The following is a 20,370-nucleotide window of genomic DNA, read 5'->3' on the forward strand; positions in this document are numbered from 1 at the left end:
GGACGATCACGACATCCTATACATTCGTACAGCATACGCGTGGCGTACGCGGGAGAAGACCCTTGCCGAGGAGCTGATGTTGACCGATTTGTATTACGACCCATGGGACTTCGACATCGACCTCGATCCATACCCCACCTACCGACAGCTGCGCGACGAATGCCCCGTCTACTACAACGAAAAACACGACTTCTGGGGAATCAGCCGCTACGCCGACGTGGATGCCGCCCTCAAAGACACCACCCGGCTCAGTTCAGCCAAAGGCGACATTCTCGAAGTCGTGATGACGGATCCGGTGATGCCGCCGGGGATTTTCATCAATGAAGATCCACCGCTGCACACGATCCACCGCGCCATCGTGTCCCGCGCCTTCACACCGAAGAAGATGCGTGCCATCGAAGACAAGATTCGCGCTTTCTGCGTCGCCTGCCTGGACCCGCTGGTAGGGGCTGAACGGTTCGACTTCGTGGAGGATCTGGGCGCCGAGCTCCCGATGCGCACCATCGGCATGCTCGCCGGCATCCCGGATGCCGAGCAGCCCGCCGTGCGTGAACATGCCAACCAGGTGTTGCGCAACGAGCCGGGCAAGCCGATGGCCATCCAGAAGGACCGGTACTTCACCGGCGAGATGTTCGGCGAGTACGTCGAATGGCGCGAGAAGAACCCCTCCGACGATTTGATCACCGAGTTGCTCAGTGTGGAGTTCGTCGATGAGAGCGGGGTGACCCGAAAACTGGCCAAGCAGGAACTCATCGTGTTCCTTGCCGTCATCGCCGGAGCAGGAGTGGAGACCACGGGCCGCCTGTTCGGCTGGATGGGCAAGGTACTGGCCGAACATCCTGACCAGAGGAAGGAATTGGCCGAAGACCCCGCGCTCATTCCGATGGCGATCGAAGAGCTGCTTCGCTACGAGCCGCCCGGCCCGCATGTCACGCGGTACATCACCACCGATGATGTCGTTTTCCAGGGGCAGACCGTGCCCGGGGGCAAGCCCTTGCTCCTGATGCTGGCCTCCGCCAACCGCGATGAACGACATTTCGATGACCCGGACAGGTTCGACATCCACCGTAAGCCCGGAGGTCATCTGACATTCGGGCGCGGCCCGCACTTCTGCGTCGGGTCTCCCCTTGCCCGTCTCGAAGGCCGAGTCGCTCTCGAAGAGGTGCTCAAACGATGGCCCGAGTGGGACATCGACATGTCGAGAGCGCGACGTTCGCGCACGTCGACAGTACGCGGCTGGGACAGCATGCCGGCGGTCGTCTCCTGATATGACCGAGACGATCGACGGGTTCGCGGACACCGGCGATCGTCTCGGTCAGAAGTGCCCCGACGCCCCCGACACGTGAGCGAACTCAGAAAGCGCGCTCACTGCGCTCAGATCCCGGCAGGCCCCGGCGCACCGTGCATGTAGAGCGTCTGACCGGAGCAGAAGCTCGACGCATCCGAAGCGAAGAACAAGGCGCCATAACCGATTTCGTCAGGCTCTCCGAGCCGGCCCAAGCCGTTGGTCAACGCAATCGCTTCCGGATCCAGGCCGTACCGTGCCGCGTCATCGGTCAAAGTGGCTGCCCGTACCGCACCGACAGCGATCGCGTTGACCCGCAGCCCCTTCTTGGCCCATGCCGCAGCCATCGAGCCGGTCAGGTTGTTCACCGCAGCCTTTGCGGCGCCATAAGGTGCGGCCTGAGGCATCGCCAACAGGCTTGCGCCCGAGGATATGTTGACGATCGATCCTTTGCCCTGGGCGATCATCGGGCGTGCGGCAGCCTTGGACAAGTGCCAAACGGCCTTGAAGTTGAGGGCCAGAACCTTGTCGAATTCGTCCTCGTCGAATTTCATGATCGATCTTGTCTGTGCGCCGCCCGCACAGTTGATGAGAATGTCGACTCGCCCGAACTCGTCAACCGCCTTGTCGATCAAAGCATCACAAGCATCGGAGGTGGTGACATCGGTCGAGACCACAAGCGCGTGTCTACCGAGATCGGCGACTTCTTCGGCCGTCGCCTCCAGCGGATCGGGACGACGTCCAGCCAGCACCACGTCAGCACCGTGCTGCGCCAGGACCAGCGCCGTACCGCGGCCGATTCCGGTTCCTCCACCTGTGATGACGGCCACCCGGCCATCGAGTGCGAATCGGCTGGGCATGAAACTCCTTGGGGTCAGGCGATACTTACGAATGCTGTACGATCGTAGAGCAATCGATCGCCTGGGCATAGCCCCACGATGTCGCGCACCCAACAGGGCGCGTGCGGCGCTCAGCTGTCCGTCGCGCCCAACATCCGGATCAGGAACTTCATCTGGTCCTGTACGGCGGTGTCGAACCGGTCGTGGCCCGGCCACACGTCGAAGTGATCGCACGGATAGTGATGGACCTGAGCCCTGGCCTGTACCGCCGTCTTCATCACCGAGTGCGCCGGCACGAACCGGTCGAAGTCGGCAACCTGAATCAAGACAGGGCATTTCAGCGCCTTGGCCGCGGCGGCTGTCCGGATCTGCACGAGTTCCATCCCGATGGCCGAATCGACTTCGTTGCGCCACGTCGGCCCGGCGATGGCCCGGTAACTGTCGTAGGCGCCGTCGAGCGCCAGCGCACCGGCCTCCCCCGGTTTGGCCGCGAGCGGCATCAACGTCGGCGCACGACCCGCCGCCACCGCCACGCGACTCTTCACGCCCGCCAGAGTCCAGCGCAGAGCCGATGCGACGTCGCGGTGCGCCACGGCCGCGCGACTGGCGGCCAGCCCGCTGGTCAGCGGGGTCATGCCGATCACCGCCGCCACATCGGCGCACTGCGCGGCCACGCGCAGGACATGGCTACCGGAGAACGACGACCCCCACAACACCACCCGGCCGCGGTCCACCCCCGGCAGTTTTTGGGCGGCCGCGATGGCCGCACTGTAATCGGCCATCTGACGCTCGACCGAAACACTCTGCCGCGGTTGACCTTCAGAAGCTCCGAAGCCCCGGTAGTCGAAGGCCAGCACGTCCAGGCCGGCCGCACTGAACCGCTCCGCGAAAGGCTGCAGGCCCGAGTCCTTGGTGCCGCCGAACCCGTGCGCCATCACGACCACCGGTCGCCCCGCCGCCCCGGTGAACTGGTCACCAACGGCGCCGAAATGCCAAGCGCTGCACCGGTCGCCGGCCGAATAGAACGTTAGTTCGGTGTACGTCATGCCGACGCCCCGGCTGTCACGCCGGCCTGCTCCGCGGCCCGCCTGGCCCCGGCCGGCAGCTCCCGCGTGCGGATGTCGTGCTCGTAATAGAAGTAGTCCACCTGCTGGGTGTGCCGGGGCCGGTCCGTGCAATGTCCGCCGTGCAGCTCCTGGTCGGCATCGATCACCCGATCCATCTCCCCCGCCGGTGGCAGGGCGTAGCGTCCGACCGCATAGGCCGCCAGCAACCGCGACTGACATTCCACGAACGGGAACAACGTCGGAATCGCCTGTGCGAAACCCATGAACACCAGATCGTCCATCCCGGGCTTGAACATCCGCTTGTAGAGCCTGATGTGGTTGCCCGGGGCACTGACGAGATCACGATCGAAGAACGGGAAGGTGATGTTGTAGCCCGTGGCATAGACGATCACATCGAAGACGTCGCTGGTTCTGTCCTCGAAATGCACGGTGTCACCATCCAGGCGGGCCACGTTGGGCTTCGGGACGACATCGCCCGACCCCAGCCGCAACGGCAACTCCACCGACTGCGTCGGATGCGCTTCGAAGAGCTTGTGATTCGGTGCGGGCAGCCCGTACATCGTCGGATCGGTACCGAGCATGGGCCCGATCAGTTGGACCATCTTGCGCTGCCACGACAGCGGCAGATACGGGCTGGTGCGGAAGTACTTGTCACCTGGTTGTCCCGCAATGTATTTCGGTACGATCCAAGCGCTCGAGCGGGTGGACAACGTCACTCGGTTCTGCAGCGCCTTGGACGACAACTCCACGGTGATGTCGGCGGCGCTGTTGCCGATGCCCACCACCAGAATCCGCTTGCCGGTCAGCTCCAGCGGTTCCGTGGGGTCGATGTAGTGGTGCGAATGGATCTCCTCACCGGTGAACGTCCCGGGGAAATCGGGCAGCCGCGGGTCCCAGTGATGTCCGTTGGCGACGACGAGCAGATCGAACTCACGGCGGACACCGGCCTGATCCTCGATTTCCCAACCGCCGCCGTCGACCCGGGCGGCACGCACGACGCCGTTGTTGAACTCGATGTTGTCCAGCAGCCCGAAGGCATTCGCATAGGCGTCGAGGTAGGCCTTGATATCGGAGTGGTGCGGGAACGACGGAAAGTGTTCGGGCACCGGAAAGTCCTTGAACGACAACCGATGCTTGCTGGTGTCGATGTGCAAGGAGCGATAGGCGCTGCTGTGCCCGTTCGGATTGCCGAAGGCCCAGTTCCCGCCGATGCGGTCCGACGTCTCGAACGTCGTGTACGGCACCCGGTAGTCCTTGAGCATCTTGCCCGCCGTGAGCCCGCTGATGCCCGCGCCGATGATGGCGGTCCGCGGCAGTGAATGCTGCAATCCAGTGCTCCCTCACGTTGTGATGCAGAACACTAACAGCGGCGTTTGACGGACGTCAATGAATTCTGACAACTGTCAGAAATGCCGCGAGCAGACACAAAACTGCCTTGAAATCGATATTGAAGGGCAGTTTTGTGTCTGCTCGGCGGGAAAAGTCAGGCGATGAAGCGGACGATCGATTCGGCCACAGCGGCGGGCTTGTCGGAGCCTTCGATCTCGACGGTCACCGTCATGGTCGCCTGCACCGCGCCGTCGAGTTGGGCGACATCGGCAATCGCCGCACGCGCGCGCACCTTGGAACCGACCCGCACCGGGGTGATGAACCGAACCTTGTTGTAGCCGTAATTGATCGCCATCGCGATGTTGTCGACCCGATAGAGCTGATGGGTGAAATGCGGCAAAAGCGACAGGGTCAGCAGACCGTGCGCGATGGTGCCGCCGAACGGGCCGCCGGCCGCCTTCTCGGGGTCGACGTGAATCCACTGGTGGTCGTCGGTGGCATCAGCGAACAGGTTCACCCGGTCCTGGGTGATCTCCATCCATTCGGTCGGGCCCAGCTCGCTGCCCTTTGCCGCGACGAACTCGTCAAGACCGTTGAAGACTTTCACGCTCACTCCTCTCGAACCGTAGTCAGAAGACTACGGTCTGATTCCCGAACCGGATTACGCGGTCCTCACAGTGCCACAGCACCGCGCGCGACAAAACCAGCCGCTCCACGTCCGCGCCCAGCCGGGCCAGATCACCGACCGAGTGCCGGTGGTCCACTCGCACCACGTCCTGCTCGATGATCGGCCCCTCGTCGAGATCTCCGGTCACGTAATGCGCTGTCGCACCGACCAACTTGACCCCGCGCTCCTTCGCCCTGCGGTACGGCGCCGCCCCGATGAACGCCGGCAGGAACGAATGATGGATGTTGATCAGCGGACAGCCCACGGCATCGAGGAATTCGGGGGTGAGAATCTGCATGTACCGGGCCAGCACCACCAGATCGACGTTGCCGCGCAACAACTCCAGCAGCCGTTGCTCGGCCTCGGCCCGGTTCTCGGCGGTGGCGGGAACGTAGAGGAACGGCACGCCGAACGCGCGCACCTGATCGGCAAGGTCGGGATGGTTCGAGATGACCATGACCACCGACATGTCGAGCTCACCGCGCCGGTTGCGCCACAACAGATCCAGCAGGCAATGGTCCTCCCGGGAGGCCATCAACGCCACGCGCTTGGGTTTGGCGGCTTCGGTGAGGCGGAAGTCGATCTCGAACGGCCCGGCCACTTGCTGCCCGAAATCGCGCTCCAGATCGTCGCGGACGGCGGCCAAGCCCGGCAGGTGGAAGATCGTGCGCTGGATGAAGGTGCCGCCGGACTGCTCCGTGGAGTGCTGATCGAGCGAGACGATGTTGGCACCCGCCCGGGTGAGGAACCCGCTGATCGCGGCCACCAGGCCCGGCCGGTCCGCACAGCGGAGCAGCAGCCGGCCCATATCCTGGACCGGCAGGGCCGCTGCTTTCGGATACTCCTGAGTCATCACCACAAGAATCTCATCCTGGCGGCGCAGCCGAGTCGCAACCCGCCAATGCATCACCCGCCCGAAAGCGCCGGGCCCGTGTGAAGTCGATGGCCATTCACTGCGGCGTGCTATCTCCGGTGGGCTGGCTGAGCGCTGTCGCAGCAAAAGGTTCCCCCGCATCGTTGCAGCCACCTATTCGACATCGTCGTCAATTCAAAATTTTTGCCATGCTGGACCAGCATGCGCATATACACGCATAAATAGCATTTGCCGAATTTGCCAAAATTGCATGTACCCGTGAGTAAATCGGGGCAGCCCCGGCGCAATTCACCACCCCGCTGGACAAGATTTCTCTCCTCGCTGGAATTCCACTGCGACGCGGCGCAATACTCATCAGACGTATTCGCACAACCGTGTTACGCACCCAAAATCAGCCGTCCGGTCGGAAGGCACGGCTGACCGACGAAATGGATTCAGATGACCGCTCCCCAACTCGATGACACTGGCCGCCGCTCCGTGACATTGGACCAAAGCCCTAGCTGGTGGGACCCCGACAGCGAGTGCACGATCGTCGTGGCCAAACCGGCCGCAGAGCGTGAGCTGTGGAACGAATACGTCCGAGGTGCCCAGTCCAACTACCGCAAACACGGAGTGGAGTGCGCGCTGGACCCCAATACCTTACGAACAGGCGAGGATACGGCGCTGTTCACCGTCGGTGTCAACAGTGCCGGCCGCGTCGTCGGCGGACTTCGGGCCAAGGGTCCCCATCAGAGAGTCGAGGACAGCCACGCGCTGGTGGAATGGAGCGGGCAGGCCGGACTCGACTCGGTACGCAAGATGATCGCCGACCGCCTACCGTTCGGAGTGGTCGAGATGAAGACCGCGTGGGTGTGCGACGACCCGGAACAGAGCCGCGCACTCACCGATACGCTGGCGCGCATGCCGCTACATGCGATGACACTGTTGAACATTCAGTTTGCCATGGCCACGGCGGCGGCCTATGTGCTCAAACGTTGGCTGTCGTCGGGCGGCGTCCTCGCCGCGAAGATCCCGGCCACGCCCTATCCGGACGAGCGGTACCAGACGAAGATGATGTGGTGGGATAGCACAACATTCGCCAACCACGCCGATCCGGGTCAGCTGTCGCGCTACTTCGCCGAGGCGCAGCGCATCGGCCCGCACCCGGCCGTGCCCGGCTTCGACGTCGGCACCGGGATCGCGGCGGCACGATGAGCGACAAAAGCACCCATGCCAGCATCGAGAATTGCGAATTGAAAGAGCTCGACGACCCCGATCAGCATCGCGCCATCTTCATCGAAGACGAATTCACCCTCGCCGAGCTCCGCCGGGACCCGCGCATCAGTGTCATCGACGAATGTCGCGAGCAGCAGTCCGCACTGCGCACGCTGGTTCCTGCCGTCGGCGAGGAAATGCTCGACGAGCCGACCCGGTGGGCTTACTACCCATGGCGTCGGTGCCTGGTCCATATTCTCGGGCCGGCGGCATTCAACCGGTTACGCCTGGATCGCAACCGCAACCTCGTGAGCGCCGACGAGCAGCGACGACTGTCGCGGCTGCGGGTCGGTGTCGTCGGGCTCAGCGTCGGACACGCCATCGCCCACAACCTCGCCACCGAAGGTCTGTGCGGCGAGATCCGCCTCACGGATTTCGACGAACTCGAATTGGCGAACCTCAACCGGGTCCCCGGCACGGTGTTCGACCTCGGGCTGAACAAGACGGTGGTCGCCGCACGCCGGATCGCCGAGATCGACCCGTACATGACGGTTCACATCGATCGCAACGGTGCGGCACCCGAGTCCATCGAGTCGTTCCTGCACGGGCTCGACGTCGTCGTCGAGGAGTGCGACTCGCTGGACGCGAAAGTTCTTGTCCGCGAGGCGGCCCGAGCCCGCCGGCTGCCGGTGTTGATGACCACCGGCGACCGTGGACTGCTCGACGTCGAGCGGTTCGACCTGGAACCCACCCGGCCGCTCCTGCACGGTCTGCTCGGCGACATCAGCGCGCGCGAACTGGCCGGGCTCAGCAGCAAGGACAAGGTGCCACACGTCCTGCGCATTCTCGACGCGAACCAGCTCTCACCCCGGATGGCAGCGTCGCTGGTCGAAGTCGGAAAAACGCTGAGCACCTGGCCCCAACTCGCCTCCGAGGTCGTACTCGGCGCGACGGTTGTCGCCAACGCCGTACGGCGCATCGGCCTGGGTGAGCCGATGCCGTCGGGGCGGATCCGGGTCGATGTCGCCGACGCGTTGGACCGCATCGGCGATCCGCTCGTCATCGCATCCGCACCGGCACCCGCACCGGCCCCGGCGGACATCCAGGCCGAACCGGCCGGGATGGCAGACATCCTGGCCGACGCAGCCACTCGCGCACCCTCGGGCGGCAACGTCCAGCCGTGGCATATCGAGGCGAGCGACGATCGGATCACCCTCCGGTTGGCCACGAAATACACCACGGCGATGGACGTCGGGTACCGCGGCAGCGCGGTGGCGCTGGGGGCTGCGGCGTTCAACGCACGGGTGGCCGCGGCCGCACACGGCCTCACCGGCCACGTTCGGTGGTCCCGAGGAGATGAGGGAACACCGCTGTACGGAATCGCCGAATTCTCCACCGGAAGCGCACCGGAATTGGCCGAGCTCTACGAACCGATGCTGGCCCGGGAGACCAACCGACTCCGCGGCACGTCGGCTCCGATCGCCACCGACGTACTCGACGGTCTGCGGGCCGCCGCTCACAGCGAAGGCGCCGAACTGACGATCCTTCGCGATCGGGCCGAGATCGAAACCGCCGCAGGCATCCTCGCCGAGGCGGACCGGATCCGGTATCTGACCGCGACCCTGCACCGGGAGATGATGTCGGAACTGCGGTGGCCCGGCGATCCGGAACCCGACACCGGCATCGACGTGACGACGCTCGGGCTGGATCCGGCGGACATGGTGGTACTCGACATCCTGCGCCGGCCCGAGGTGATGGCCAAGCTGGCGGACTGGGACGCGGGCACGGCACTCGGTGAGGACACCTACGAACGGGTCACCTCGAGCTCGGCCCTGGCGGTCGTCTCGATCCGGGGCCGTCGGCTCACCGACTACGCCCTGGCCGGATCGGCGGTCGAGGCCGTCTGGGTCGAGGCCCAGCGTCGCGGTCTCGCCGTCCAACCTGTGTCGCCTGCGTTCCTCTACGCCCACGATGACCGGGACCGTGACGAACTCTCGCCCGGTCACGCCCACGCGCTGCGCGACCTGCAGTACGCTTTTCGCAGGTTGACCACCACCGAGCGCGACGAATCACAGGCGCTGGTGCTCCGGTTGTCCTACGCGCCGCGTCCGGCCGTACGCAGCCGGCGCCGACCCCGAACGGGGTCGACGCCGCAGTACGGCTGAGTCACGTTGCTGAGGTATGGGCGGAGGTATCTGGTGCCAGGCAGCCTTGAACTGCTCGTTACATCGGTTGCCACACAACTGATGGCGGTGGACGCCGCGACGTCGGTCGCGGTGAGTCAGCAGGTGCTGGCCGAGTTGATCTCGTTCTTCGATGTGGACGTGAGCTTCCTGCGTCACAACGATCACGAGGCACATGCGACCCGGCTGGTGGCCGAGTGGCCGCCGCGCCCACCGGACACCCAGACCGACCCGATCGCGGTCATCCACTTCGCCGACGCCGACCCGGTGTTCGCGATGGCCGAGCACCTCAAGGAACCCGCGGTGTTCCGCCCGGAGCCGGCGACCGACGACTACCAGCGCACCATCGAGGCCGGACGGCACATCGCCAGCACCTCGATGGCCTGCGTGCCGTTGCTCTCAGGAGACGTCACCACCGGCGTCCTGGGCTTCGTCAAGTTCGGCGACCGCGAGTGGCTACCTGCAGAGCTCAACGCCCTCAAGGCGATTGCCTCGTTGTTCGCCCAGGTGCAGGCGCGGATCGAGGCCGAGGACCGATTGCGGTACCTCGCAGATCACGACCACCTCACCGGGCTGCACAATCGCAGGGCACTGATGGCCCATCTGCAAGCCCGGCTTGCTCCCGGCCAGCCCGGCCCGGTCGTGGTGATGTTCTTCGATCTGGATCGGCTCAAGGCGATCAACGACTATCTGGGACATACCGCCGGAGACGCCTTCATCAGCATCCTGGCCGAACGTTTGCAGCGCGGTGACGACCAACCCAAGCTCATCGCGCGTCTCGGTGGCGACGAGTTCGTCGTGGTTCCCGCGGCGCCGATGACGGCCGAGGCAGCCACGGCGCTGGCCTACCGGCTCCAGTCGGTTCTGCGCGAACGGGTGACGATCGATGGCGAGATGCTCACCCGCACCGTCAGCATCGGTCTGGCCCAAGGCATTCCGGGCCGCGACTCCACCTCCGATCTGCTCAACCGGGCCGACCATGCCGTGCTGACCGCGAAGAACTCCGGGGGCAACCGGGTCACGGTGTTCTCCGATGCGATGGCGATGGACATCGATTTCCGCAACGACATCGAGCTGCACCTGCAGAGTGTGATCGAGAGCGGCGCGCTGGTGCTGCACTACCTGCCCGAGATCGACATGCGGACCGGCGAGGTGCTGGCTGCCGAGGCGCTGGTGCGGTGGCAGCATCCGACCCGAGGCCTGTTGTCTCCCGACTCGTTCATCGGCGTGGCCGAATCCATAAACCTGGCAGGCGAGTTGGGCCGCTGGGTGCTGCGGACCGCGTGCGCCGAGTTCGCCCGATGGCGGTCCAACGGCGTCGGCCGGAACATCGTGCTGAGGATCAACGTGTCCCCGGTACAGCTGGTGACCGACGGATTCGTCGCGTCGGTGGCCGGCATCATGAAGGAATTCCGCCTGCCGCGCGGATCGGTGTGCCTGGAGATCACCGAGAGCATCGTCGTGCAGGACATCGAAACCACCCGCTCGACCTTGACCGGATTACACAAGGTGGGCGTGCAGGTGGCCATCGACGACTTCGGCACCGGCTACAGCGCGCTGTCGCTGCTGAAATCGCTTCCGGTGGACACCCTCAAGATCGACCGCAGCTTCGTCGCCGGACTCGGATCAGACCCTGGTGACCTGCCGATCGTGCGCGCGGTGATCGCCCTGGCCGGCGCCTTCGGTCTGCAACTGGTGGCCGAAGGGGTGGAGACCGAACGCGCCGCACTGACGCTGCTGCGACACGGCTGCTACCGCGCACAGGGATTCTTGTTGTCGAAGCCGATCCTCGGCCACGAGATGGCCGCGCTACTGGCCAAAGGGCGGGTGCCCGTGCATTTCTCAGCCGCGCCGCGCACGTGATCGATACGACTCACGCGGCGCGTCGTGCACTCCCCCGGCTCGGCAGTAATCCGATCGTCCGGTGTCCGGCTGGTGGTCCAGCAGCTCGAGGCGCCCGAACCTGCTGGCGCTATAGCCGACCAGGCCTACCTGTAAGGGCTTACCGGGCTCGATGGGCTGACCGTCCGCCGCCGGGGCGGCGCCCCGGGGTTCGGTCGAGAGAGCCACGCCGTGACGGGCCCGCAGGGCCAGCGGACCGTCGGCGGTGTCGAGCACCACCCCGAGTACCTCGCCCTCCTCGAACACGATGCGCTGCAGCGTGCTGTTGTCGACGGTCTGGATCTGCCGGTCGAGTACCTGAGCCGACAGCCAGTCACCGACCACCGATACGGTGTCGGCCGCGCCTTTCGTATCCAGCGTTCCGAGCACCTTGACCTGGATCTCCTCGCCGGCCCGGGTCTTCATCGGGGTCGTGCCCCGGTCCGCCAAGCGGGTGTAGAGCACGCCGTAGGGAGAGGTCAGGCAGTGCTGCGCCCACTCTTGAAGCCGGGCGCCGTAGAACGGGGCGATCCGGCCGCGTCCGGAAACCGGGGTCCAGTCACTGACCGGCCGGACCGCCAGAACGCTGTCATGTTCGGCGTCAGCGACCGGTTCCAGGTCGGCCGACAAGGCGTCGAGGTAGTCGCGGGTGTCGGGATCGGAGATACCGCTGCCCAACCATGGTGTCTCCGGGCCGGGAGTCACTGAGCCGGTGGTCGCAGTGCCCGGGCGGGCGATGTGCACGTCGAGCCCGGCATCCGCTGCCGCGACAGCCGCGGCAAGCGACCCGAAGCCCGAGCCACAGCAAACGACGTCGACTTCGTCATCCCACATCGGCTAGCGACACTCCGGGTGCACCGACGGGTTCCTCATCAAGATCGAATCAACTTGGTGGCAAAGAAAATTTTGGGTTGCCACGGCCCGCACCGGGATTCGAGGGGGATTGCCGGTGCAGGCCATGGCAACGTTTCCACGATAGCGCTTGGCAACCACCGACCGAGAAATGGTGGCGCTCGCCACAGTGCCCGCGCCCACGGCGGCGCGGACCGCCGGGCGGGCAACCCGCGACGAACCAAGAGTTATCACGCTAAGCACGATACATACCTTTAGAATGTTCTGCACGTACGGCGAAGACTTTGAGTCTGCTGGTGGTGACTGCGAAATCAGGACACGACGCCGGCCGTTCAGAGTCAGGAAGGCCCCGAGGTGACTGAGCAGCTCGACCGACGAGCAGAGCTGACCCGTCTCCAGATCCTGCAGGCGGCGGCGCGACAGTTCGCCCACACGCCCTACAGCCTGGTCAGCCTCGACGACATCCTGGCCGATACCGCCGTCACGAAGGGTGCGCTGTACTTCCATTTCCGGTCCAAGCACGCGCTGGCCGTCTCGATCGTCGAGCACCGCACGGCGCGGGCCGACAAGGCCGTCGAGGACGTTCTGGCCCGCAACCTGTCCGGCGCCGAGACGTTGATCGACCTCTCATGCCTGGTGGCCGCCGAAGACATCGGTGACCCGATGGCCCGGGCCTGCCTTAACCTGGTCGAATCCATCGGCCGGACCGATGACCTCGGACCTCGCGTCCTCACGCAATGGGTGCAGGGCTTCGCCGGCATCGCCAAACGCGCCATCGGCGAGGGTGATTTCACCGCCGACAGCGACCCGGAAGCGATCGCCCGGCTGCTGGTGTCGATCTACCTCGGCGTACGCCAGACGAGTGACCTCGACGATCCTCCGCGCTTTCTCACCGACCTCGAGCACAGCTGGCGGCTGGCGCTACCCGGGTTCGTCCAACCGGAGCGGCTCGGTTACCTCACGCAGTTCATCCGGCGTCGCACCGCGGTGGGCGTCAAGAAGGTGGTTGCCCTGCGTCCCCACTTCCCGGACGGCGCGCACGACGCAGCGGCCGGGCGAACCTGAGATGGCACGCCAGGCCCGATCGGAGTTGACCCGGAAGAAGATCATCGCCGCCGCCGTGGACTTGTTCAGCGAGCACGGCTATCCCGCGACCGGATTGGGCGACATCATCGCGCGCGCCGAGATGACCAAGGGCGCGCTCTACTACCACTTCGATTCGAAGGAATCACTGGCCGAGGCGATCATCGCCGATGGTGGTACCGCGATGCTGACCGTGTTCCGAACCGTCGCCGGATCCTCTGCACCGGCTTTGGAAAACACCATCCACGGATTGTTCGTGGTGGCCGACTTCACCCGCTCGGACAAGGTCGCACAGATCGGTATGCAACTGCTGCGGACGTTCAGCGGTATCAATGCCGCCGCCACGAGGGTGTATGCGAGCTGGCTCGACGAGCTCACCGAGCAGTTGATCCAGGCGGCCGATGAAGGCGATCTGGGAGAAAAGCTGGACGTCGCAGGCACCGCCGAGGTGATCCTGGGGTCCATGCTGGGCGCCGAGGCCCTCTCGCGCGCGAACGCGAACGGAACAGACCTACGCGAACGGGTGGCCCGTACGTGGGATCTACTGCTCCCCGCGATCGCCAGCGCGGAATCGCTGGACTACTTCCGCGAGTTCCTGGCCCGCGAATCGTTGCGCCGGGCGCAGGCCGCCGGCTGACCAGCCGGCCCTACAGCTCCTCGGCCCACAGCCGCTCGGTGAGGTCCTGGAATATCGCCAGCGCCACCGGATCGTCGCCGCGCAGCAGCGCCGACTTGCTCATGCGAGCCCTCACGATCGAACCGTCGTGGTGAACGAGTTCCACCAGCAAGCCCGCGTTGGCCCGCATCACCGAGACCGCCGACCCGTCGGCCGGCAGCGAGTGGAACATCTCGGCAAATTGCATGTTCTTGACCGCATCGGTACCGCGACCCACCATCTCGCCGAATGCGGTGTTGGCGAAGAGGATCGCTCCGTCTTCGGCGATCGCCAGCACCGGGACCGGGAACCGCTCCAGAACCACCAGGGCCGGAATGTTCTGCAGCAGTGCCATCGGAGATTGGGGGTCCTGACCGCTCTGGCGACGCTCCACGCCGTCGATTATCGCCTGCGGTCATGGCGCGGGCCACCAACACCCAGCAACCCGGCCGATCGCGGGACCGGCGCAAAGGATCGGGGTGGCCTACGCCACTTGACTAACTAGGTTTACTCTGTGGAGCGACACCAGCAGACAGGGGCAGGCATGGACCTGAAGTGGTCGACCAGCGACCAGGAATTCCGCGACGAGGTTCGCGACTTTCTCGCCAAGAAGCTGACTCCCGAACTCCGGCAGGCCGGCCGGCTGATGACCAGCGTGTATGCCGACCACGACGCGAGCATGGCGTGGCAGAAGATCCTCCACGAACGTGGCTGGGCGGCTCCGGCCTGGCCGGTGGAATACGGCGGCTGCGACTGGAGCCTCACCCAGCACTACATCTTCAGCCGCGAGTCGACGCTGGCCGGCGCCCCTTCGCTGTCGCCGATGGGCATCCGGATGGTGGCCCACGCCATCATCAGATTCGGGACACCGGAGCAGAAGGACTACTTCCTTCCCCGCATCCTGACCGGCGAGGTGTTCTTCTGCCAGGGGTATTCCGAGCCCGAGGCCGGGTCGGATCTGGCCGCCCTGTCGATGGGTGCAGTGGCTGACGGAGACGATCTCGTCTGCACCGGCAGCAAAATCTGGACCACCCATGCCCAGGAAGCCAATTGGATGTTCGCGCTGGTGCGCACGACCCGTGGGGCCAAGAAGCAGCAGGGCATCACGTTCGTCCTGATCGATATGACCTCCCCCGGCATCGAGATCCGGCCGCTGGTGATGACCTCCGGTGAAGAGGTGCAGAACCAGGTCTTCTTCGACGAGGTCCGGGTACCGAAGTCGAACGTGATCGGCGCGATCGACGACGGGTGGACAGTGGCGAAATACCTGCTGGAGTTCGAGCGCGGCGGCGGCGCCAACGCGCCCGCCCTGCAGGTGCTCGGTGACGAAATCGCAGCGGTCGCTGCCGAAATGCCCGCGCCGGCCGGAGGCCGGCTCATCGACGATGCGGCATTCAGCCGCCGGCTCGCCGACGCCCGCATCCGCACCGATGTGCTCGAAATCCTGGAATACCGAGTGCTGGCCACCGTCGCTGACGGAGGCCACCCGGGCACGGCGTCGTCGATGCTGAAGATCCTGAGCACCGAACTGAGCCAGACACTGACCGAGCTGTCCATGGAAGCCGCGGGCCCGCTGGCCCGCGCCTACCAGCCGCACGCCACCTTCCCGGGCGGCCCGGTGGCCGAGTATGAACCGCCCGCCGACGGCTATCACAGCGGAGCTCCGTGGCAGGCGGTCGCCCCACTGCGCTACTTCAACGACCGGGCCGGCTCGATCTACGCCGGTAGCAACGAAATTCAGCGAAACATCCTCGCCAAGGCAGAACTGGGGCTCTAGATGGACTTCAACCTGACCAACGAACAGGAACTGCTGCGCGACGGGCTGACCAAGTTTCTGACCGGCCGCTACGACCTGGCGTCGAGCCGTGCCGCGGCCAAGACCGGCCCCGGGTGGCAACCCGAGATCTGGCGCGGCTTCGCCGACGAACTCGGGATCCTGGGTGCCACGCTGCCCGAGACGGCCGGTGGGATCGGCGGGGGCCCGGTCGAAACCATGGTGATCGCCGAGGCATTGGGCCATGCACTGGTGATCGAGCCTTTCGTGGACACCGTCGTGGTTGCCGCAGGCCTGCTGCACCGGTCCGGTGACGCCACCGCGCCGGAGTTGTTGGAAGAGATCGTCGCCGGTTCGGCCATCGTCACGCTGGCGGCCACCGAGCCGAGTTCCGGGGACAACTGGCGCGACGTGTCCACCACCGCACGCCGCGACGGCGACGAGTGGGTGCTCAACGGCTCGAAGGTGATGGCCGTCAGCGCACCGCTGGCCACCCACCTGCTGGTCACCGCGCGTACCTCGGGGGAACGCGACGGCACCGATGGAATCTCGCTGTTTCTCGTCGAGCTTGCCACGCTCACAACAGGTTTCACTGCCCATCACTACCGCACGGTCGACGACCGCAGGGCATCCGACCTGACATTCGCCGACGTCCGGCTGCCGGCCGGCGCGTTGCTGGGCACCGAGGGCCAAGCCTGGCCGTCAGTGGAATTGGCCCGTGACGAGGGGGCCGCGGCGGTGTGTGCCGAGGCGGTGGGCGCAATGCGCAAGGTGCTGGCCGACACGGTCGAGTACTGCAAACAGCGCCAGCAGTTCGGCCTGCCCATCGGCAGCTTCCAGGCGCTGCAGCACCGGATGGTCGATATGCACATGGAAGTCGAACAGGCTTCGGCGGCAGTCCATCTCGCCGTGCTGAACCTCGATGCCGAACCGTCGCAACGAGCCAAGGCGGTCTCGGCGGCCAAGGCCACCATCGGACGTGCCGCACGCTTCGTCGGCCAGAACGCGGTGCAGCTGCACGGCGGCATGGGCATGACCGAGGAACTGGCCATCGGCCACTACTTCAAGCGGCTCACCGCAGTGCAGTACGAGTTCGGCTCCACCGACTACCACGTCGGCCGCTACGCGGAGTTGACCCGGCCCTGAGGGTCTGGACCGAGTGCCCGCACAGGCGCGCCGACGCCGAGATTGCAGCCAGGGACCGGATCGCCGCTGATCTCGTCCCTGGTTCCAATTTCGGTGCTCATCGGTGATGTCCGTGTTCCAGACTTCCGTAATCTGGACCGGTGAGCGTGCGTGGATGGCTACTGCTGGGCGCCATGAGCCTCATCTGGGGCATCCCGTACCTGCTGATCAAAATCGCCGTCGAGGGCGTCTCGGTGCCCGTACTGGTCCTGGCCCGCACAGCCGTCGGCGCAGCCGTGCTGTTGCCGCTGGTGATGTCGCGCGCGGCCTGGGCACCGGTGCTGCGGCATTGGCGGCCCGTCCTGGCCTTCGCGTTCTTCGAGATCATCGCGGCGTGGTTCCTGCTCTCGGATGCCGAACGTCACCTGAGCAGCTCGCTGACAGGCTTGCTGATCGCCACCGCGCCCATCATCGCCGCGGTGCTCGACCGGTTCACGGGTGGAGAACGGTTGGGCACCAAGCGGATCACCGGTCTCGGAATCGGGCTGGCCGGAGTGGCGGTACTCGCCGGCCCCGGGCTGGCCGGCGGTCACGGCTGGCCGATCGCCGAAGTGCTGTTGGTGGCAACCTGTTACGCGATCGCACCGCTGATCGCCGCCCGGTATCTGGGTGAGGTGCCCACGCTTCCGTTGACCGCGGCGTGTCTGACGATCGCGGCACTGATCTACACCGCACCGGCGTTGATGACCTGGCCTGACCAGATGCCGTCGCAGCGCGTGCTCATCGCGCTGGCCGCACTCGCCGTGATCTGCACCGCGCTGGCATTCGTGGTGTTCTTCGCGCTGATTCGTGAGGTCGGAGGCGCGCGGGCGCTGGTGTTCACCTACGTCAACCCGGCCGTTGCCCTGGCCGCCGGAGTCATCGTGCTCGGCGAGCCACTCACCGTGTACAACGTCGCCGGGCTGGCCCTGATCCTCGCCGGTTCGATCCTGGCGACCCGCACACCACGCGATCCCGATCCGCAGATCGAACCGGAAGAAGTCAGCCGCGCAGGCCCGCGCTGAGCATCTCGTCGATCGATACGAACTTCACCCGCGGCCGGGCGGCCCGGGCCCCGCGGTCACGTTCGGCCGCGTCGATCGCACGCCAACCCGACCACCCGACCGCCTCCGCTCCGCGACCCGCCAACAACGCATCGAGCGACGCGCGGCTCTCGACATCACGGGTCAGCAGGCCGGCGTCGAAATCCGCCCAGAGCTGGGCCACGGTCTGCTCGGCGCACAGCCGGTTGGTTCCGATCACCCCACGCGGTCCGCGCTTTATCCAGCCGGTCACGTAGGTGCCGGGCACGACACGGCCCGAGTCGTTGGGAACCGTCCCGGAGTCCTCGTCATAGGGCAGTCCGGCGACAGGCAGTCCGCGGTAACCGATCGACCGCAGGATCAGAGGCGTCTCGATCACCTCGGTGCCGTGCAGCTCAGTACTGACCTCCAGCCCGTCGGCGCGGCCGGTTCCGTGGATGGCGACCGGGGTGGCGCCGAAACGGAACACCACACGCTTGTTCCCGGGAGTCGGCGTGCGCTGGGAGTACTCGCGGGCGATGGCGAGTTTGAACGAGGTTTCGATGTCGTCGTGCTCATCGTCGGCGGGAAGATCCTGCGGGTCGACGATGACGTCGACACCGTCGAGGTGCCCGAGGGCCTGGAACTCCCCCGCCGAGAACGCGGCGTGAGCGATGCCGCGCCGGGCGAGGATCACCACTTCCCGTATTGCGCTGTCGGCCAGGGCATCCAGGGTGTGCTGGGCGATATCGGTGGCAGCCAGCGCGCTCTGGTCCATCAACAGCACCCGGGCGACGTCGAGCGCGACGTTGCCATTGCCGACGATGACCGCCCGCTCGCCCGACAGGTCGAACTGATGACCGGCGTGGTCGGGATGACCGTTGTACCAACCGACGAACTCGGCGGCCGCATGGTGTCCCATGAGATCCTCGCCGTCGATTCCCAATCGCCGGCTGGTGGCCGCACCCACCGCATAGATCACCGCATGGTGATGAGCCAGCAGCTCGTCATGGTTGACGGTGCGGCCGACCTCGACGTTGAAATGGCTGGCGAACCGCGGGTTGGTGAACGCCCGCTCGAAGATGTCGACCACCGACTTGGTGTGCTGATGGTCGGGGGCCACACCCGCCCGGATCAGGCCGAACGGCGTGGGCAGCCTCTCGAACAGGTTGATCTCCACGCCGTCGACCTCGATCAGCTCTGCGGCGGCATAGCAGGCGGCCGGCCCGGATCCGACGATCGCCACCCGCAGGGATCCCGCGTCGACCCGCGCCCGCGAGGCCGGCGCGGGGATGCTCACCGGCTCAAGTGGATGGCGCTCGAAATAGGCGGCATTGAGGTCCTTGAACCGGCGCATGTCACCAGGCAGGTCCTCCTCGTAATGAATGGCGCCGACCGGGCATTCCTCGAAGCAGGCTCCGCAGTCGATGCACGATTCCGGATCGATGTAGAGCATCTCGGCCGACGCGGAATCCAGTCCTCCCTCAGCCGGGCGGATGCAGTCCACCGGACACACCGGAACACAGCTGGCGTCCTTGCAGCAGTTCTGTGTGATCACGTAAGCCAACGGAACCTCCCCTTTCAGATCTGCCGCCGAGCGTACTGGACACCTGTCCGGTTTAGCGAGCCGAGAACCTCGGCGCGCCTGACCACCGGCAGTCGACCTGCGCGAACCTCGGTAACGAAAATGTGTTGATACAGGCAGTTTCAGTGAGTGATTGCCAACTCCGCCGCGGATCTATATCTTGGACACATGTCCAGGCAAGCGGTGGCTACGGTCACTCGCCTACACGACGCACAATGTCAGCGCACTCGCATGCACCGTCGTGTGTTCGGTGCCGCGACACAGCTCCTCGATGCGCAGACCGATGTCTCGGTGCCGGCTCTGGCCGCGCGGGCAAAACTCGCGCCCGCCGCGTTCTATGCGCATTTCCCATCTATCGAGGTGGTGTTCGCCGAGCTGTACCTGGACCGGGTGATTCAGCTGCCGCTCGACATCGATCCCGCGGCCAGCACCACCGACCGGGTCACCGAGCAGCTCACCGCCCTCACGTTGCTGATGGCCGATGAGCCTCGCTTGGCACGCGCTTGCACCCATGCCCTGGTGAGCACCGACGACGACATGGTCGACGACGTCCGCTCTCGGATCGCCGCCGAGATCAACCGCCGGATCTCGACGGCCTTGGGCGGCGGGGCATGGCCCGAGGTACTCGCCACATTGGAGTCGGTGTTCTGGGGCGCACTGCTGCAGGCCCAATCCGGGGCGATGAGCTATCGGCAGATGGCCCGCCAGCTCGAGACCATGGTCTCGCTGATCGTGCCCGGAGGCTGAAACCGGCTGTGGCTCAACAGGTGCCCGACGGTGCCACCCAGGCCTGCTCGAAATCCAGTACTGAGGCCGCGATTTCGAGGTCAGCGTCGTAGTGCGCCACCGTCAGCTGGTGCCGGCTCGCATTCACTGGAGAGTTATCCCCATCGCGGAGTTCATCCACAGGCGCTCT

General features: G+C 65.6%; 18 protein-coding genes. 10 read left to right on the forward strand and 8 right to left on the reverse strand.

Going from position 1 to position 20,370, the window contains the following annotated elements; all coding sequences use genetic code 11:
* Positions 1-79 precede the first annotated feature (79 nt).
* Positions 80-1,267 carry a cytochrome P450 gene (locus H977_RS0131340; protein ID WP_029111572.1) on the forward strand — a complete coding sequence of 396 codons (1,188 nt, stop codon included), beginning with the start codon at positions 80-82 and terminating at the stop codon, positions 1,265-1,267.
* A 107-nt stretch (positions 1,268-1,374) separates the two neighbouring features.
* Here H977_RS0131340 and H977_RS0131345 read toward each other — a convergent pair whose 3' ends face one another.
* The 5 genes from H977_RS0131345 to purU form a co-directional block, all read right to left on the reverse strand.
* Entirely contained in the window at positions 1,375-2,145 is a 771-nt protein-coding gene (locus H977_RS0131345) for an SDR family NAD(P)-dependent oxidoreductase (protein WP_029111573.1), read from the reverse strand.
* A 110-nt stretch (positions 2,146-2,255) separates the two neighbouring features.
* Positions 2,256-3,170, reverse strand: a complete 915-nt coding sequence (locus H977_RS0131350) for an alpha/beta hydrolase (protein ID WP_029111574.1) — start codon at positions 3,168-3,170, stop codon at positions 2,256-2,258.
* Positions 3,167-4,519, reverse strand: a complete 1,353-nt coding sequence (locus tag H977_RS0131355; RefSeq protein ID WP_029111575.1) for a flavin-containing monooxygenase — start codon at positions 4,517-4,519, stop codon at positions 3,167-3,169. The genes H977_RS0131350 and H977_RS0131355 overlap by 4 nt, the downstream gene beginning before the upstream one ends.
* A 155-nt stretch (positions 4,520-4,674) precedes the next feature.
* The gene (locus tag H977_RS0131360) at positions 4,675-5,127 is read right to left on the reverse strand and encodes a MaoC family dehydratase (protein ID WP_029111576.1); all 453 of its coding nucleotides are present in this window, start codon (positions 5,125-5,127) and stop codon (positions 4,675-4,677) included.
* 22 nt (positions 5,128-5,149) lie between these two features.
* On the reverse strand, positions 5,150-6,040 hold the full coding sequence (purU, locus tag H977_RS0131365; protein ID WP_029111577.1) for a formyltetrahydrofolate deformylase: 891 nt from the start codon (positions 6,038-6,040) through the stop codon (positions 5,150-5,152).
* 459 nt (positions 6,041-6,499) lie between these two features.
* Between purU and H977_RS34265 the strand changes: the two genes are divergently transcribed.
* From H977_RS34265 to H977_RS0131380, 3 genes are all read left to right on the forward strand, one after another.
* Entirely contained in the window at positions 6,500-7,255 is a 756-nt protein-coding gene (locus tag H977_RS34265; RefSeq protein WP_051289250.1) for a hypothetical protein, read from the forward strand.
* Positions 7,252-9,420 (forward strand): Rv1355c family protein, encoded by a 2,169-nt coding sequence (locus tag H977_RS0131375; protein WP_029111578.1) that lies wholly within the window; start codon positions 7,252-7,254, stop codon positions 9,418-9,420. The genes H977_RS34265 and H977_RS0131375 overlap by 4 nt, the downstream gene beginning before the upstream one ends.
* Before the next feature lie 81 nt (positions 9,421-9,501).
* Positions 9,502-11,301, forward strand: a complete 1,800-nt coding sequence (locus tag H977_RS0131380) for an EAL domain-containing protein (RefSeq protein WP_051289252.1) — start codon at positions 9,502-9,504, stop codon at positions 11,299-11,301.
* Here the strand turns inward: H977_RS0131380 and H977_RS0131385 are convergent.
* Complete coding sequence (locus tag H977_RS0131385) at positions 11,281-12,153, reverse strand: FAD-binding protein (RefSeq protein ID WP_029111580.1); 873 nt, start codon at positions 12,151-12,153, stop codon at positions 11,281-11,283. The genes H977_RS0131380 and H977_RS0131385 overlap by 21 nt on opposite strands.
* 372 nt (positions 12,154-12,525) lie before the next feature.
* Between H977_RS0131385 and H977_RS0131390 the strand changes: the two genes are divergently transcribed.
* Entirely contained in the window at positions 12,526-13,236 is a 711-nt protein-coding gene (locus tag H977_RS0131390) for a TetR family transcriptional regulator (protein WP_029111581.1), read from the forward strand.
* 1 nt (position 13,237) lies between these two features.
* Complete coding sequence (locus tag H977_RS0131395) at positions 13,238-13,891, forward strand: ScbR family autoregulator-binding transcription factor (protein WP_029111582.1); 654 nt, start codon at positions 13,238-13,240, stop codon at positions 13,889-13,891.
* A gap of 10 nt (positions 13,892-13,901) precedes the next feature.
* Here the strand turns inward: H977_RS0131395 and H977_RS0131400 are convergent, their stop codons facing one another.
* Positions 13,902-14,264, reverse strand: coding sequence for a PAS domain S-box protein (locus H977_RS0131400; protein WP_029111583.1), 363 nt, complete (start codon positions 14,262-14,264; stop codon positions 13,902-13,904).
* Positions 14,265-14,453: 189 nt separating this feature from the next.
* Between H977_RS0131400 and H977_RS0131405 the strand changes: the two genes are divergently transcribed.
* The 3 genes from H977_RS0131405 to H977_RS0131415 all read left to right on the forward strand — a co-directional run bounded on the left by H977_RS0131405 (position 14,454) and on the right by H977_RS0131415 (position 17,872).
* Positions 14,454-15,686, forward strand: a complete 1,233-nt coding sequence (locus H977_RS0131405) for an acyl-CoA dehydrogenase family protein (protein ID WP_029111584.1) — start codon at positions 14,454-14,456, stop codon at positions 15,684-15,686.
* Positions 15,687-16,829, forward strand: coding sequence for an acyl-CoA dehydrogenase family protein (locus H977_RS0131410; protein ID WP_029111585.1), 1,143 nt, complete (start codon positions 15,687-15,689; stop codon positions 16,827-16,829).
* Between the two features lie 140 nt (positions 16,830-16,969).
* Complete coding sequence (locus tag H977_RS0131415; RefSeq protein ID WP_029111586.1) at positions 16,970-17,872, forward strand: DMT family transporter; 903 nt, start codon at positions 16,970-16,972, stop codon at positions 17,870-17,872.
* Here H977_RS0131415 and H977_RS0131420 read toward each other — a convergent pair.
* Positions 17,850-19,436, reverse strand: coding sequence for an FAD-dependent oxidoreductase (locus tag H977_RS0131420; RefSeq protein ID WP_029111587.1), 1,587 nt, complete (start codon positions 19,434-19,436; stop codon positions 17,850-17,852). The two genes, H977_RS0131415 and H977_RS0131420, sit on opposite strands and share 23 nt — an antisense overlap.
* A gap of 249 nt (positions 19,437-19,685) precedes the next feature.
* On the opposite strand from H977_RS0131420, the gene H977_RS0131425 reads away from it, so the two are divergent.
* Complete coding sequence (locus tag H977_RS0131425) at positions 19,686-20,201, forward strand: TetR family transcriptional regulator (RefSeq protein ID WP_231396102.1); 516 nt, start codon at positions 19,686-19,688, stop codon at positions 20,199-20,201.
* Positions 20,202-20,370: the final 169 nt, after the last annotated feature.

Origin of the sequence: Mycobacterium sp. URHD0025 (assembly GCF_000426065.1) — a bacterium.
Taxonomy (GTDB): Bacteria; Actinomycetota; Actinomycetes; order Mycobacteriales; family Mycobacteriaceae; genus Mycobacterium.